The sequence below is a fragment of the Polymorphobacter multimanifer genome, assembly GCF_014205635.1.
Lineage (GTDB): Bacteria > Pseudomonadota > Alphaproteobacteria > Sphingomonadales > Sphingomonadaceae > Sandarakinorhabdus > Sandarakinorhabdus multimanifer.
In genome coordinates this window covers 126,485-140,456 of the sequence record NZ_JACIIV010000008.1, presented here as the reverse complement: position 1 = coordinate 140,456, position 13,972 = coordinate 126,485, and the positions used below count along the sequence as shown (strand labels likewise).

General features: G+C 67.0%; 16 protein-coding genes and 1 tRNA gene. 10 read left to right on the top strand and 7 right to left on the bottom strand.

The features are described 5' to 3' along the window. Positions 1–39: 39 nt before the first annotated feature. Together FHS79_RS06875 and FHS79_RS06870 are read right to left on the bottom strand one after the other, a co-directional pair. Positions 40–1,287 (bottom strand): RsmB/NOP family class I SAM-dependent RNA methyltransferase, encoded by a 1,248-nt coding sequence (locus tag FHS79_RS06875; RefSeq protein ID WP_274603686.1) that lies wholly within the window; start codon positions 1,285–1,287, stop codon positions 40–42. Positions 1,288–1,315: 28 nt separating this feature from the next. Next, positions 1,316–2,158 carry an SDR family NAD(P)-dependent oxidoreductase gene (locus FHS79_RS06870; protein WP_243452721.1) on the bottom strand — a complete coding sequence of 281 codons (843 nt, stop codon included), beginning with the start codon at positions 2,156–2,158 and terminating at the stop codon, positions 1,316–1,318. Positions 2,159–2,207: 49 nt separating this feature from the next. On the opposite strand from FHS79_RS06870, the gene FHS79_RS06865 reads away from it, so the two are divergent. Further along, positions 2,208–2,363 (top strand): DUF1674 domain-containing protein, encoded by a 156-nt coding sequence (locus FHS79_RS06865; protein ID WP_184197350.1) that lies wholly within the window; start codon positions 2,208–2,210, stop codon positions 2,361–2,363. Next, positions 2,364–3,104 (top strand): sulfite exporter TauE/SafE family protein, encoded by a 741-nt coding sequence (locus tag FHS79_RS06860; RefSeq protein ID WP_184197347.1) that lies wholly within the window; start codon positions 2,364–2,366, stop codon positions 3,102–3,104. Here FHS79_RS06860 and FHS79_RS06855 read toward each other — a convergent pair whose 3' ends face one another. Continuing rightward, entirely contained in the window at positions 3,105–4,073 is a 969-nt protein-coding gene (locus tag FHS79_RS06855; protein WP_184197344.1) for an NAD(P)H-dependent glycerol-3-phosphate dehydrogenase, read from the bottom strand. It abuts the gene before it with no gap. Further along, positions 4,070–5,110, bottom strand: a complete 1,041-nt coding sequence (gene tsaD / locus FHS79_RS06850; protein ID WP_184197341.1) for a tRNA (adenosine(37)-N6)-threonylcarbamoyltransferase complex transferase subunit TsaD — start codon at positions 5,108–5,110, stop codon at positions 4,070–4,072. Before tsaD ends, FHS79_RS06855 begins: the two co-directional genes overlap by 4 nt. A 107-nt stretch (positions 5,111–5,217) precedes the next feature. Here tsaD and FHS79_RS06845 point away from each other — a divergent pair, with 107 nt between their 5' ends. Then, positions 5,218–5,781: a glutathione peroxidase gene (locus FHS79_RS06845; protein ID WP_184197338.1), complete on the top strand. Its 564-nt coding sequence runs from the start codon at positions 5,218–5,220 to the stop codon at positions 5,779–5,781. Here FHS79_RS06845 and FHS79_RS06840 read toward each other — a convergent pair. Beyond that, a complete protein-coding gene (locus tag FHS79_RS06840) occupies positions 5,778–5,945 on the bottom strand; it encodes a hypothetical protein (protein ID WP_184197335.1) in 168 nt (55 codons plus the stop codon). The genes FHS79_RS06845 and FHS79_RS06840 overlap by 4 nt on opposite strands. A 113-nt stretch (positions 5,946–6,058) precedes the next feature. Here FHS79_RS06840 and FHS79_RS06835 point away from each other — a divergent pair. Beyond that, positions 6,059–6,133, top strand: a tRNA-Thr gene (locus tag FHS79_RS06835). 21 nt (positions 6,134–6,154) lie between these two features. On the opposite strand, the gene FHS79_RS06830 is transcribed toward FHS79_RS06835, so the two are convergent. Beyond that, complete coding sequence (locus FHS79_RS06830) at positions 6,155–7,126, bottom strand: quinone oxidoreductase family protein (protein ID WP_184197332.1); 972 nt, start codon at positions 7,124–7,126, stop codon at positions 6,155–6,157. A 193-nt stretch (positions 7,127–7,319) separates the two neighbouring features. On the opposite strand from FHS79_RS06830, the gene FHS79_RS06825 reads away from it, so the two are divergent. Genes FHS79_RS06825 through FHS79_RS06800 form a run of 6 tightly spaced genes read left to right on the top strand, consistent with a single transcriptional unit; the run spans position 7,320 to position 12,986 of the window. Beyond that, on the top strand, positions 7,320–7,556 hold the full coding sequence (locus FHS79_RS06825) for a DUF6489 family protein (RefSeq protein ID WP_184197329.1): 237 nt from the start codon (positions 7,320–7,322) through the stop codon (positions 7,554–7,556). Between the two features lies 1 nt (position 7,557). Next, on the top strand, positions 7,558–8,847 hold the full coding sequence (gene mnmE / locus FHS79_RS06820) for a tRNA uridine-5-carboxymethylaminomethyl(34) synthesis GTPase MnmE (protein ID WP_184197326.1): 1,290 nt from the start codon (positions 7,558–7,560) through the stop codon (positions 8,845–8,847). Between the two features lie 50 nt (positions 8,848–8,897). Next, on the top strand, positions 8,898–10,736 hold the full coding sequence (gene mnmG, locus FHS79_RS06815; RefSeq protein ID WP_184197324.1) for a tRNA uridine-5-carboxymethylaminomethyl(34) synthesis enzyme MnmG: 1,839 nt from the start codon (positions 8,898–8,900) through the stop codon (positions 10,734–10,736). Next, on the top strand, positions 10,733–11,347 hold the full coding sequence (gene rsmG / locus FHS79_RS06810) for a 16S rRNA (guanine(527)-N(7))-methyltransferase RsmG (RefSeq protein WP_184197321.1): 615 nt from the start codon (positions 10,733–10,735) through the stop codon (positions 11,345–11,347). Before mnmG ends, rsmG begins: the two co-directional genes overlap by 4 nt. Then, positions 11,344–12,123: a ParA family protein gene (locus FHS79_RS06805; protein WP_184197318.1), complete on the top strand. Its 780-nt coding sequence runs from the start codon at positions 11,344–11,346 to the stop codon at positions 12,121–12,123. Before rsmG ends, FHS79_RS06805 begins: the two co-directional genes overlap by 4 nt. After that, entirely contained in the window at positions 12,123–12,986 is an 864-nt protein-coding gene (locus tag FHS79_RS06800) for a ParB/RepB/Spo0J family partition protein (RefSeq protein WP_184197315.1), read from the top strand. The genes FHS79_RS06805 and FHS79_RS06800 overlap by 1 nt, the downstream gene beginning before the upstream one ends. Here FHS79_RS06800 and holA read toward each other — a convergent pair. Further along, on the bottom strand, positions 12,983–13,969 hold the full coding sequence (gene holA, locus FHS79_RS06795) for a DNA polymerase III subunit delta (protein ID WP_184197312.1): 987 nt from the start codon (positions 13,967–13,969) through the stop codon (positions 12,983–12,985). The two genes, FHS79_RS06800 and holA, sit on opposite strands and share 4 nt — an antisense overlap. Positions 13,970–13,972 lie beyond the last annotated feature (3 nt).

Here is a 13,972-nt window from a genome sequence, read left to right as displayed (position 1 = left end):
GCGTCGCCACCGACCGCAACTGCCCCCTGCGCGACCGCTTCAGATCTTCCGGAAGCGCGCAATGAAGAACCCGTCAAGTCCACCCTCGCCCTCGAGCTGCCCCGGCAGCGTCCGCACCCAGCCTTCACCGGTCGGCACAAGCCCCGCGGGAAGCTCCCGCGCCTCCACGGGCACGCGCGGCAGCGTGGCGATGATCCGTTCGGCAATCCGCTCGCCCTCGCGCGGATCGAGCGAGCATGTGGCATAGACAAGCGTCGCGCCGGGCTTGAGCCAGCCAGCCGCACGCCGCAGCAGCGCCGCCTGCAGCAAGGTCAACGGCTGCAGATCACGCGCGCCTTTCAGGTGCAGCACATCGGGGTGGCGGCGGTAGATGCCCGTCGCCGAGCAGGGCGCATCGAGCAGGATGCGGTCGAACTGCCGGCCCGGCTCCCAGCGCAGCGCATCGCCGGTGGCAAGCGTGGCGGAAAGCCCGGTGCGATCGAGATTCTCCCGCACCCGCTCCAGCCGCGCGTCGGACACATCGAGCGCCGTCACATCGGCACCGAGCGCAGCCAGCTGCAGCGTCTTGCCCCCCGGTGCCGCACACATGTCGAGCACGCTCTCGCCAGCCTGCGCGCCCAGCAGCCGCACCGGCAGCGAGGCGGCGAGGTCCTGCACCCACCAGGCACCCTCGGCAAAGCCGGGCCATTCGGTGATCTGCCCCAGGTCCTTGGTGCGCGGCACGCGGACATGGCCGGGTGCCAGGCTCGTGCCACCCAGTGCCTCCACCCATTTCGCCGTCTCGGCCGCATCGCGCAGCGTCAGATCGGTCGCGGGCTCATCGACCAGTGCGCGGCCGGCGGCTTCGGCGACCTCCGGACCCCAGTCCATCGCCCAGCGGATGGCGAACAGATCGGGCAGATGCGGCGAATCGGGCAGCCGCAGGTCACCACGCAGCAGCGTGCCGAGCACGCCATGCACCAGCCGGCGCGGGCCGCCTTCCACCAGCGGCAGCGCCGTGGCGACCACGGCATGTGGCGGCGTGCCGAGCTTGAGCCAGCCGGCCACCGCCACGCGCAGCGCCATCCGCGCCCGCGCGTCCTCGGGCAGCGGGCGCGGCGTCGCCGAATCGATCAGCGCGTCGATATCGGGCAGCCAGCGCAGCACCGTGGCGGCAAGGTGGCGGGCGAGTGCGCGGTCCTGCGGCAGCTTCACTTCGGTAAGCGCCGCATCGAGCGCCAGCTCCAGCGGCGTCCCACGGCCAAGCACCGCCATCACCAGCTTGAGCGCCGATCGCCGCGCGGGCACGCCCGCTGCCACCGGCTCGCGCTGCTTTTCAACTCTTGCGATTGCCGCCTCCCAGAAATGATCCGATGCGCCGTGCGTGCGTCACCGGGAAAAGCCGCACCATCCAGTCGATGAAACGGGCATCGGGGCCGATGAGCACCCGGTGCTGCCGCTTTTCCATGCCGCGCACGATGGTTTCCGCCGCCTGTTCGGGCGTCGTCTTGGCGGCTTTCTCGAATTCGGCGGCAAAGTCCACCCCGGAATCAGCTGCTGCCGGTGTGCCGGGCATCACTGCCAACCGCTCGGCGTTGCGCGCGACGTTGGTCTTGATACCGCCGGGGTGGACGCGGATGACGGTGATTTGCGGGTCGGTAGCGGCGAGCTCGATATGCAGCGCTTCGGTGAGCCCGCGTACCGCGAACTTGCTGGCATTGTACGCGGATTGGGTGGGGTAGGCCATCATGCCGAACACGCTCGAGATGTTGACCAGCCAGGCCTGGTCGCTCTTGCGCAGGTGCGGAATGGCGGCGCGGCAGCCCTCGACCACGGCATCGAAATTGACGCGCATGACGAGATCGAACTTTTCCTTTGGGGTCTGGGTAAATGGGGCCACCACGGTCAGCCCGGCATTGTTGATCATGCCATCGAGTCGCCCGAACTCCGCCGCTGCGGCATCGATGAAAGCCTGCAGTGCGGCGGTGTCGGTGACGTCGAACGCAGTGGTGGTGGCATGGGCGTTGCCGAGCATCGCCTTGGTCTCAGCAAGCCCCATGGCATCCCGGTCCGCCAGCGCCAGCTTCGCGCCGCGCGCGGCGAGGTTGACGGCGAGCGCGCGGCCGATGCCGCTGGCCGCGCCTGTCACCGCGATCACGCGGCCGCTCAGGATGCTCAATGGTCGCTCCCCCTTTTCAGCCGTGCACATGCGGCGTAACCCGGCGACCATGACCGATAAGCCCACCCCCGCGCCAGCCCCCGAAATCGAGCAGCCTGCGTCCCCGCCTGCCCCGCCCAAGGAAAAGGAGATCGGCGGCCGTGGCGGCCCCGATCCGGTGCGCTACGGCGATTGGGAAAAGGGCGGCATCGCCGTCGACTTCTGAATGACCGACCCGCAAACCCTGCTGCTGGCGCTGGGCCTGCTGGCAGGGGCTTTGCTCTATTCGAGCGTCGGCCATGCCGGCGCCTCGGCCTATATCGCGCTGATGGCGATTGCCGGCGTGGCGCCCGAGGAAATGCGGCCCACGGCACTCGTCCTCAATGTCCTTGTGGCGACGCTGGCCACCACCCGCTATGCCCGCGCCGGGCTTTTCCGCTGGCGCACACTCTGGCCGTTCCTCATCGGGGCGGTGCCCTTCGCCTTCATCGGCGGCGGCATCACCCTCCCCAGCACGCTCTACCGGCCGCTGGTAGGGCTGGTGCTGTGGTTTTCTGCCGCCCGGCTGCTCTGGCCCACCCCACTGCCGAGCGTCACTGCGCCCAAGGACCCGCCTGTCGTGCCGGGCATTCTCGCCGGCACCGGCATCGGCCTGCTGGCGGGGCTCACCGGCACCGGCGGCGGCATCTTCCTCTCCCCCATCCTGCTGTTCACCGGCTGGTCGGCACCCAAGATCGCTTCGGGCGTGGCAGCCGCCTTCATCCTCGCCAATTCCATCGCCGGGCTGGCCGGCAATCTGGCCTCGGTGCAGGCACTGCCGGCAGCGCTCCCGCTCTATGCGGCCGCGGTGCTCGTCGGCGGGCTTGCCGGCACGCGGCTCGGCATCAAGGTGTCGCAGCCGGTGCTGTTCCGGCTGCTGGCGGCCGTGCTGCTGGTGGCGGGCGCCAAGCTGCTCAGTATCTGGTAGCTATTCCTCGCGCAAAGGCCGGCTCAGCAGCGCTTCCACCACATCGGCCAGCGGCGCACCGGCAAGCAGGTCCGCCACCGCCTCGGCAATCGGCATGTCGACCCCTGCGGCGCGCGCCGCTGCCACCACGACGGGTGCCGTGGCAGCACCCTCAGCCACGGTCGCACTGCCCCCCAGCAATTCGGCGGCGCTGCGCCCCTGGCCAAGCCCCACGCCCACCGAAAAATTGCGGCTGTTGGTAGAGGTGCAGGTGAGCACAAGGTCCCCCAGCCCCGAAAGTCCGCCCAGCGTCTCCGCCCGCGCGCCGCGCGCGATGCCGAAGCGCAGCATCTCGGCAAAGCCCCGCGCGATCAGCGCCGCCCGCGCATTGAGGCCAAGGCCGGCGCCCTCGACCACGCCGCAGCCGATGGCGAGGACATTCTTCACCGCCCCGCCGATCTCGGCACCCACCACATCATCGGTGAGATAAAGCCGCAGCCGCTCGCGCACCAGCCGCTGCACCAGCGCCGGCCCCAGCACCGGATCGGCGCAGGCGAGCGTGATCGCGGTGGGCAGCCCCCTTGCCACTTCTCCAGCGAAGCTGGGGCCGGAGAGTACCGCCAGCGGCGCGTCGCACACATCCGCCGCCACTTCGGCCATCAGCTTGAGCGAGCCCGCCTCGATGCCCTTGGCGCACAGCACCAGCGTCGGCCGATGCGCCAAAGGGGCTGCACCGAGCACAGCGCGCAGATGCTGGGCCGGGCAGACCACCAGCCAGAGATCGGCCTCGGCAAGCCGGGCAATGTCATCCGTCGCTGCCACGCGCGCCGACAGCGCCACGCCGGGCAGGAAGCTGCGGTTCTCTCGGGCGCTGTTGATATCGGCCACCACTTGCGGCTCGCGCGCCCAGAGCAGCACATCCTCGCCGCTTGCCATCGCCTGCGCCAGCGCCGTCCCCCAGGCGCCGCCACCGATCACGCCGATCGTCATGCCCGCACCCCCGCCCCGCGCGCCGGAGCAGCATCGGGATCGAGCGGCCAGCGCGCCCGCGCCGGTGCATCGAGGCCGTCGACCAGCCCCAGCGCCAGCCGCTCCACACCCGCCCAGGCGATCATCGCCGCATTGTCGGTGCACAGCCAGGCGGGAGGCGCCACGAAACGACGGCCATGCGTCTCCGCAAGCCCCGCAAGCGCTCCCCGGATATGCGCGTTGGAGGCGACTCCGCCTGCCACCACCAGCGGCCCCTTGGCCACCGCCATGGCTCGCGCGGTGCGATCGACCAGGCAATCGGTCGCCGCCGCCTGGAAGGATGCCGCCATGTCCGCCTGCGCCTGCGCGCCAGGCGCATCCAGTGCCGCCCAGCTGCGCAGCACCGCTGACTTGAGCCCGGCAAAGCTGAAATGCGGCTCATCGGTCCCCAGCAGCGGCCGCGGCAGCGCGAAACGCCTGGGGTCGCCGCCGCGCGCCGCACGCTCCACCGCAGGCCCGCCGGGGAAGCCCAGCCCCATGACCTTGGCGGACTTGTCGAACGCCTCCCCCACCGCATCGTCGATCGTCGTTGCCAGCCGCCGGAAACGCCCTACGCCCTCCACCGCAAGCAGCTGGCAATGCCCACCCGAAACCAGCAGCAGCAGATAGGGAAACTCGAGGCTTGAATCGGTCAGCCGCGCCGAAAGTGCATGGCCCTCCAGATGGTTGACCGCGATCAGCGGCTTGTCCGCCGCCATGGCCAGCGCCTTGCCCGTCACCAGCCCGATCATCACCCCGCCGATCAGCCCCGGCCCGGCGGTGGCAGCGATGCCATCGACATCGGCGAGCGTCAGCCCCGCTTCGGCAAGCACAGTTTCCACCATCGGTGCCAGCCGCTCGGCATGTGCGCGCGCCGCCAGCTCGGGCACCACGCCGCCGAATGGCCGATGCGCCTCGTCCTGGCTGGCGATACGCTGGGCGAGAATTTGGCGGTCACTGGTGACCAGTGCCACCGCCGTCTCGTCGCACGAGGATTCAAGGCCGAGGACGATGCTCATCCCCGTCCCATAGCCGCCACGGGCGCGCGCTGCCAGCGACAGCGTGCAGCACTCGCGCGCGCCGCACGATGCTGCTAATCCAGATCAGCTTTCAGGGGAGAATATCCATGCTCAAGTCCATCGCCACCACCGCCGTCGCCGTCGCCGCCGTCACGCTGCTCACCGCAGCAACACCCGCCGGCCCGCAATCGGCCTTCCAGTTCACCACCAAGACGATCGACGGCAAGCCGATGCCTTGGGCGCAGTACAAGGGCAAGGTGCTGCTCGTGGTCAACACCGCCAGCTTCTGCGGCTTCACCCCGCAGTATGAAGGACTGCAAAAGCTGCAGGACGAATATGCCCCCAAAGGCTTCACCGTCATCGGCGTGCCGAGCGGTGATTTCGGCGACCAGGAATATAAGGACGGCAAGCAGATCAAGGACTTCTGCGAGGCCACCTACCGCGTGAAATTCCCCATGACCGAAAAGGCCGTGGTCAAAGGCCCGGGTGCGGCGCCCTTCTATCGCTGGGCATCGGCCACGCTCGGCGCCGACAAGACGCCGGGCTGGAACTTCCACAAATATCTCGTCGGCCGGGACGGCAAGCTGATCGCTGCCTTCCCCTCCAAGGTCACCCCGCAGGCGCCCGAGCTCGTCGCCGCAGTCGACAAGGCGATCGCCACCAGGGGCTAGCGCGAATCGGTGGGCGCAGGCCGGATCTCGGCCTGCGCCGCCGCCTCGTCCTCGCTGCCCATCGCGCGGCTGAGCGACTTGCGGCGTGCCAGATTGGCGCGGAGTGCTGCAGCCAGCCTGGCATCGCGAGGGCTGGTGGAATTCTTGGCCTCGGGATCGGTCATGGCGGGCAACCTAACCGCCACGCCACGATAGTGCCAGTCCCCACCGCTTGACAGGGGGCGGCCCCTCCCCCATAGGCCCGCGTCTCATGGTGTTCGCATCATGGCATGGGCATGCTGCCGTAGCTCAGTGGTAGAGCGCATCCTTGGTAAGGCTGAGGTCGGGAGTTCAATCCTCCCCGGCAGCACCATGTCCCCTGCAAGTGCCGGCGTCACCCCGGCACCAGCACTGTCGATCCGGTGGTGCGCCGCCCTTCAAGATCGGCATGCGCCCGGGCAGCATCCGCAAGCGGATATCGCTGGTCGATATTCACCTTCAGCACCCCCGAGGCCACAAGGTCGAGCACCCGCCCCGCATGGCGTTCGATCTCCTCACGCGTCGTGTAATAATCGAACAGCGTCGGCCGGGTGGTGAACAGCGAGCCCTTTCGCGCCAGAATGCCGAAATCGACCGCACCAACCGCGCCCGAGGCGTTGCCATAGCTGATGTTCAGCCCGCGTCGCGCAAGGCTGTCGAGCGAAGCCTCGAAGGTCGCCTTGCCCACGCCATCGAACACGACATCGACGCCCCGCCCGCCGGTAATGTCGCGAACCTGCGCGGCCAGCGTGTCCGACTGCACAATGCCATGGTCCGCCCCGTGCGCCGTCGCCATCGCCACTTTCGCGTCCGAGCCGGCCACTGCGATCACATGGGCGCCGACATGCTTGAGCCACTGCACGAGCAGCAGCCCCACGCCGCCCGCGGCCGCCTGCACAAGCGCCCATTGGCCCGGCCGGACCCGCGCACACCGCTCGACAAGAAACTCGGCCGTGCAGCCCTTCAGCAGCACCGCCGCGGCAACCTCGTCCGAAACACCGTCGGGCAGCGCCACGACCTTGCCGGCAGCGATGTTCCGGTGCGTTGCATAGGCGCCGATCGGCCCCCAGCAATAACCGATCCGCATTCCGGGGCGCAGCGTCTCCACCCCCGGCCCCACCGCCTCGATCACCCCGGCCGCTTCCAGTCCCAGACCGCTCGGCATGGGGATCGGATACAGTCCGGTGCGGTGGTAGGTGTCGATGAAGTTGAGGCCGACCGCCGTATGGCGGACGCGCACCTCGCCGGCTTCCGGCTGCGGAAGCGATAGCGCTTCCATCCGAAGAACCTCAGGGCCGCCGGGTGCTGAAAAACGGATCGACTGCATTCTCGATAACTCCTGATGTTGCGCGGTAAGATATTCAATTCAAAGAAGATTGAGCGCATTTACATGCATGTTTTGACTGGTCTCCACGCCTGGTCACACTGGCGACCTGCGGCTTGTGACTTGCGAAGCCGACGTTGCCGAGGCTAGACTTCGGAAGCCTCGATGCCAAGAGCGCGCGGGTGGAAGGATCGCCATGAAGGTCAATGTCGAGATCGAATGCTCACCCGAGGAAGCGCGCGCATTTTTCGGGCTTCCCGACCTGTCTCCCGTGCATGATGCCTATGTCGACAAGATGAAGTCGATGATCACCGATGGCGTGCAGGCTGCCGATATCGAGAAGATGACGCGCAGCTGGATGCCCGGCGTGGCGGATAGTTTCGAGCAATGGCGCCAGATGATGCTGTCGGCGATCCCCAAGCCCCCGCAATAGCATGACAGATACGATCGTGGCGCTCGCCTCCGGGCGACCGCCAACGGCAATCGCAGTGGTACGCGTCTCCGGACCTGCCGCCGGCACAGTGCTGCAGCAGATATCCGGCGCCCCCTTGCCCGTGCCGCGCGCACTCACAATGCGTGATCTGCATGGACCCGACAGCGCGATCGACAGGACATTGGTGGCGTGGATGCCCGGCCGGGCGAGCGCTACAGGCGAAGACACTGCAGAGTTCCACCTGCATGGCGGTGCCGCTGTCATCGCCGGGCTTGTCGACGCCGTGCTCGCGTGCGCCGGCACCCGGCTTGCGACACCTGGCGAGTTCACCCGCCGCGCCTTCGACAATGGAAGGCTCGACATGTCGCAAGTCGAAGGCCTCGCCGATCTGCTGTCGGCAGAAACCGCAAGCCAGAGGCAGCAGGCGCTGGCACTCGCAGGCGGCACCCTGGGACGGCTGGCCGAGGCATGGCGCGAGCGGTGCCTGCAATTGCTCGCCGAGGCAGAGGCCGGGTTGGATTTTGCCGAAGACGAGGCTGACGTTGCCACACGGCTCGACCTGGCAGCGGCTGACGCCTTGACGACGATGGCCGATGAGCTGGACCAGATGATCGCAGACAGCGCTCGCGCAGCGCGGATACGGGATGGGCTGACCATCGTCGTAACTGGGCCACCAAATGTCGGAAAATCTAGCATCGTCAATGCTTTGTCGATGCGCGACGTAGCGATCGTGACGCCGGTGCCCGGCACGACCAGAGACTCGATCGAAGTGCCGATCGACCTTGGCGGCGTCGCCGCAGTATTGATCGACACCGCCGGTCTTCGGGACACAGCCGACCCGGTCGAGGCCGAAGGCATTGCGCGTGCCCGGGCCAAGGCGGCGGCAGCCGACCTTGTGATGCATGTCACCGACAATCCGGATGCCCCCCTGCCAGCCTCCGCGCTGCTCGTCATCAACAAGCTCGATCTTCACGGCCGTTCGGCGCCGGCAGGCCATGTTGCAATCTCGGCGCTCAGTGGCGCAGGCATGCCAGCCCTGCGGCAATGGCTGGTCGACTGGGCCGCAGTGCTCCTCCGGCCCGGCGAGCCGGCCTTGCTCGCTCACGCTCGCCACCGTGAGGCGTTCGCCGAAGCCGCCGCTCGGCTTCGCGAGGCTGCATCGGCACCATTGCCCGAGCTTCGCGCTGAAGCCCTGCGGCTCGCCACCAGTGCCTTTGCTCGCATTGCCGGGCGTGTGGACATCGATGATGTGCTCGATCAGATCTTCAGCCGGTTCTGCATCGGAAAATAGCGATGTTGTTTCACGTGGAACATTGACGGCCATCGCTGTAAAGATGCGGCATGAGTTGTTGGGATGTTCTTGTGATCGGCGCCGGCCACGCCGGATGCGAAGCTGCGGCGGCCGCCGCTCGGCGAGGTGCGCGCACTGCCTTGCTCACGCTCGATGCAGATGATGCCGGCACCCTGTCGTGCAATCCCGCGGTAGGCGGAATCGGCAAGGGTCATCTTGTGGCGGAGATCGAGGCCCTCGGCGGGCTCATGGGCCGCGTGACCGATGCCGCTCGTCTCCAGTCTCGCATCCTCAACCGGTCGAAAGGCCCAGCAGTTCACGGACCCCGCGCCCAGGTCGATCGCCGGCGTTATCGCTTGGCCATGAGGGATGCCTTGGCGAATGTTGACGGCGTCACGCCGCTGATCGGTCACGCAACGGCGTTGATTCTCAACGGCAATGCCGTCGAGGGGGTCGAGACGAACGACGGAGAAATCCGCGCCAATACCGTTGTGATGACGACAGGTACGTTTCTCGGCGGCGTGATGCACCGCGGTGCCGAGCGAGAGATTGGCGGGCGCATGGGCGCCGGTGCCTCGACCCTCGGCGACGCACTGCGCCGTCTCGGGCTGCCAGTCGCGCGACTGAAAACCGGCACGCCGCCGCGCCTCGATGCCCGGACCATCGACTGGTCACGTCTTGATTGGCAATATGGTGATGCCGACGATCCCTGCTTCGGCCCCATGCCGAAGCGGCGGCTGCCGGCCTTGCCCTGCGCGGTGACGCGGACAACGTCCGAAACGCACCGCATCATTCGCGAGAACTTGCAACGTTCCGCACTTTATGGCGGGCATATCAGCTCGATCGGCCCGCGTTATTGCCCGTCGATAGAAGACAAGGTTGTGCGTTTCGGCGACCGTGATGGTCATCAAATCTATCTGGAGCCGGAAGGCTATGATGACATCAGCATCTATCCGAACGGCCTTTCCACATCTCTGCCCGAAGAAATCCAGCAGGCGATGCTTGCCACCATTGCCGGCCTGGAAGAGGCGCGCATCCTGAAACCCGGCTACGCCATCGAGTATGACCATGTTGACCCACGTGCGCTGAAGCCCACGCTGGAGGCGCATGATGTGAAAGGCCTGTTCCTCGCTGGCCAGATCAATGGCACTACGGGTTATGAGGAGGCAGCCGCGCAGGGCCTTGTTGCCGGCGCCAACGCCGCGGCGCAAGCGTGCGGGCTAGCACGGCTCCATGTCAGCCGCGCCGAGGGCTATGTCGGCGTGATGATCGATGATCTCGTGACCCATGGCGTCAGCGAGCCCTATCGCATGTTCACGTCACGCGCCGAATATCGGCTGCGGCTGCGAACCGACAATGCGGCGGAGCGCTTGGGCGCGATGGCCATCGCGCACGGGCTTCTGAGCGAAACGCATGCGGGCGAAACACTGGCCATCTTGCACGAACGGGAAGCCGGAAGAGCGTTGCTGCACACGCTGCGCGCGACCCCGCATCAGTTGGCGCAGAAGGGCGTGGAGACGCGACAGGACGGCGTCAGCCGCAGCGCATTCAAGTGGTTGCGTTTCCCCACGGTCGGCACAGCCGAAGCTGTGATCATCTGGCCCGAACTGGCAGGCCTTCCCCCCGCCCTGCTTGAAACGCTCGTTATCGATGCGCGATACGCGACCTATGTCGAGCGGCAAGAACAGGATCTTGCGAGCTTCCATCGTGACGAAAATCTGCAGCTTCCCGGCACGATCGATTATACGCGAGTTCCTGGCCTCAGCCACGAGATGGCAGACCGGCTGCAGGCAGCACGACCGGCCACCCTTGGCGCGGCTGGTCGCGTGCCCGGCGTCAGCCCGGCAGCATTGATGGCACTCTTGCCCTTCGTACGGCGCGCAGCGTGATTGATCGCGAGGGATTTGCGGCAGCGTTCGATGTTCCACGTGAAACAATGGCGCAGCTCGACCGGTATGCGACATTGCTGACGGACTGGCAGACGCGCATGAACCTCGTAGGCCCAAGCACGCTCCCGCAAACCTGGCATCGGCATTTCGCCGACTCGGCCCAACTCCTCGTCCATGCAGGACATGGCAGAACTTGGCTCGATATCGGTGCCGGGGGTGGCTTCCCCGGTCTGCTGATTGCAACGATCGACCCGAAATCGACCGTCACCCTCGTCGAATCGATTGCCAAGAAGTGCCGCTTTCTCGAGACTGTGGCATCGGAACTTGGATTGGATCGCCGCGTGATAATCGAGAACCGTCGCGTCGAAGCGCTGCCCCGCCAGCGGTTCGACATCATCACCGCTCGCGCACTGGCGCCGATCGTACAGATATTCGATTGGGCGCGACACCTTGCTGACAAGGATACGCGCTGGGTGCTGCCCAAGGGCGCCCGATGGGAGGAGGAGCTTGCCGCGACCGAAGGACGATACCGCTTCAGCCATGTCACACGCCCGAGCCTGACCGACGCTCAGGCGCGGATCATCATCGCACATGATGTGGTGGCGCAATGATAGTGGCGCTGGCAAATCAGAAAGGCGGCGTCGGCAAGACGACGACGACGATCAACCTTGCGACTGCGCTGGCGGCTTCGGGCCTCAGGGTGCTCGTGGTCGATTGCGACCCGCAAGGCAATGCGTCGACCGGCCTTGGTATCGATCGCAAGGCACGCGAGATCTCCACCTATCAGGTGCTGATCGGGGACAATGACGCCGCCGAGGCCATCTTGCCGACGTGTGTTCCCGGATTGATGATCATGCCCTCTGCCTCGGCGCTCTCCGGCGCCGAGATCGAGCTTGTCGAGCTCGAGCAGCGCACCCATCGGCTGGCCAACGCCTTGGCAACACTGGATGATTTCGATTTCATCCTGATTGATTGCCCGCCGTCGCTCGGCCTGCTCACCGTCAATGCCCTGGTCGCAGCGGACCAGGTCATCGTGCCGCTCCAAGCCGAATTCTTCGCGCTCGAAGGCTTGAGCCAGTTGCTTGGGACGATCGAGCGTGTCCGCGGCAAGCTCAATCCCAGGCTCAAGTTGCTCGGCATCGTGCTTACAATGGTGGATCGCCGAAACCGTCTCAGCGAAAACGTCGCCGAGGATGTGCGAAGTGTGATGGGCGCCAAGGTGTTCGACACGATGATCCCCCGCAACGTCCGGCTTTCGGAAGCGCCAAGCCACGGCTTGCCCGCATTGCTTTACGATCATCGCTGCGCCGGTTCGGAGGCCTATGTCGCGCTGGCCCGCGAGATGCTCGGCCGAACCCGGACTGCAATCCCTGTCGAGGCGATCTGATGGCTGAAAAGAAACGCATGTCCGGCCTCGGCCGCGGGCTTTCCGCTCTGCTCGAAGAGGCGTCGAGCCCCGCCGCCGCCGCAAGCGCCACGCGCCTCTCACTGGCAGACATCGTCGCCAATCCCACCCAGCCACGGCGCCAGTTCACCGTCGAAGCCATGGCCGAGCTCGTCGCTTCGGTGAAAGCCCATGGCGTCCTTCAGCCCATCCTGGTGCGGCCGGTTGCCGATGGTCGCTACGAGATCGTGGCGGGCGAACGCCGCTGGCGGGCCTCGCAGACCGCCGGCTTGCACGACATTCCGGCGCTCATCAAACCGCTTGATGATGGCCAAGCCTTTGAATTTGCTTTGATTGAGAACATTCAGCGGAGTGATCTCAATGCCATGGAGGAGGCGCGTGGCTATCGTCGGCTGATGACCGAGTTCGGCCACACCCAGGCAGCGATGGCCGATATCATCGGCAAGTCGCGAAGCCATGTCGCCAATCTGCTGCGGTTGCTCGATCTTCCCGAGGCAGTGCAATCATTGCTGGAAGCTGGCGAACTGTCGATGGGCCATGCGCGCGCGGTCGCGGCCGCCGCGGACCCGGTGGCTTTGTCCCAGCGGGTGATCAAGGAGGGGCTGTCGGTGCGAGCGACCGAAACGCTCGCCGCCGGCAGCAAGACGCCGCGTCCGCGCCACGCGCTTGCAGCCCCGGCCGCAACCAGCGACGCCAATCTGGAAGCACTCGAACTGCAGCTGGCCGAGCAGATCGGGATGCCGGTGGCGGTGGCGATGGGCGGTAGCGCCAGCAGCGGCAGCCTCACCGTGCGCTTCGACAGCCTCGACCAGCTCGACTGGCTTTGCGCTCGCCTGGGCGGCTAGACGCGCGCCAGCCGCACGATCAGGGCATGCACGAGCAGGTCACCGGTGCTGCCGCTCGACTTCACCGCGCGCTCTGCCGCCAACGTCGCTGCCAGCGCATCGGCCAGCGTTTTCGACGTGAAGCGGCGCAACGCCGTGATCCAGATCGGCTTTTCCTTGAAGAACACCGGCGGCCGTGCGGACTCGACCGCAGCTTCGGGCCGCTGCCCGCGATCGACCGCCAGCCGCAGCTCCGCAAGCTGCGCCAGCCGGCCCCCGAGCTGGCGCAGCACGACGATGCCAAAACCATCGGGCATCGCGCCGAGCAGCGCCACCGCCTCCGCCCGGCGCCCGGCGAGCACCGCCTGGAGCAGCGCATTTTGGTCGAAAGGATCGATCCCGGCGGCGACCGCGGTGAGCGCGGGGACACCCAGCGGCTGCGGCGCCTCGGGCCGGGCATCAAGGTAAAGTGCCAGCTTTTCCAGCTCGCTGCGGATCAGCGTGCGGTCCCCGGCACTGGCTTCGTATAGCAGCTGCAGCGCCTCCCGGTCGGGCTGCAGGCCGAATTCGGCAGCAATTTCCTTGAGATCGCCCGGCCCGGTCTGCCTGCTTTCAAGCGCCATCACGCCTGGCCGCCCGGCGAGAGCCAGAAGCGCGCTCGACTTTTTCAGCCCCTCCGCCACGACGATCACCGGATTGCCCGGCGGCGCATCCAGCAGCCGCACCAGCGCCGGAACGGCCTTGTCATCCACGCCATCGATCCGCACGAGTGTCTGCCCGCCGAACATCGAGATCCCTGCCGCCGCAGCGACCAGCGCCTCCGGATCGGCGGCAATCTGATCGCCCGTCAGCCGTTCGAGCGCCATCGGATTGGCAGGATCGCCAAGCCCGCGGACGATGCGTCCGGCATGTTCGAGCGACTGGCTCGGGTCATAGCCATGGAGCAGCACCAGCCTCAAACCGTCGGGCCAGCGGCGGGCAAGCTCGCTGACGCGGGCATTCACGCG

Coding starts and splice junctions, on each gene's coding strand:
- FHS79_RS06865 (WP_184197350.1), top strand. CDS start 2,208: ATGACCGATAAGCCCACCCCCGCGCCAGCCCCCGAAATCGAGCAGCCT.
- FHS79_RS06860 (WP_184197347.1), top strand. CDS start 2,364: ATGACCGACCCGCAAACCCTGCTGCTGGCGCTGGGCCTGCTGGCAGGG.
- FHS79_RS06855 (WP_184197344.1), bottom strand. CDS start 4,073: ATGACGATCGGCGTGATCGGTGGCGGCGCCTGGGGGACGGCGCTGGCG.
- tsaD (WP_184197341.1), bottom strand. CDS start 5,110: ATGAGCATCGTCCTCGGCCTTGAATCCTCGTGCGACGAGACGGCGGTG.
- FHS79_RS06845 (WP_184197338.1), top strand. CDS start 5,218: ATGCTCAAGTCCATCGCCACCACCGCCGTCGCCGTCGCCGCCGTCACG.
- FHS79_RS06840 (WP_184197335.1), bottom strand. CDS start 5,945: ATGACCGATCCCGAGGCCAAGAATTCCACCAGCCCTCGCGATGCCAGG.
- FHS79_RS06830 (WP_184197332.1), bottom strand. CDS start 7,126: ATGCAGTCGATCCGTTTTTCAGCACCCGGCGGCCCTGAGGTTCTTCGG.
- FHS79_RS06825 (WP_184197329.1), top strand. CDS start 7,320: ATGAAGGTCAATGTCGAGATCGAATGCTCACCCGAGGAAGCGCGCGCA.
- mnmE (WP_184197326.1), top strand. CDS start 7,558: ATGACAGATACGATCGTGGCGCTCGCCTCCGGGCGACCGCCAACGGCA.
- mnmG (WP_184197324.1), top strand. CDS start 8,898: ATGAGTTGTTGGGATGTTCTTGTGATCGGCGCCGGCCACGCCGGATGC.
- FHS79_RS06805 (WP_184197318.1), top strand. CDS start 11,344: ATGATAGTGGCGCTGGCAAATCAGAAAGGCGGCGTCGGCAAGACGACG.
- FHS79_RS06800 (WP_184197315.1), top strand. CDS start 12,123: ATGGCTGAAAAGAAACGCATGTCCGGCCTCGGCCGCGGGCTTTCCGCT.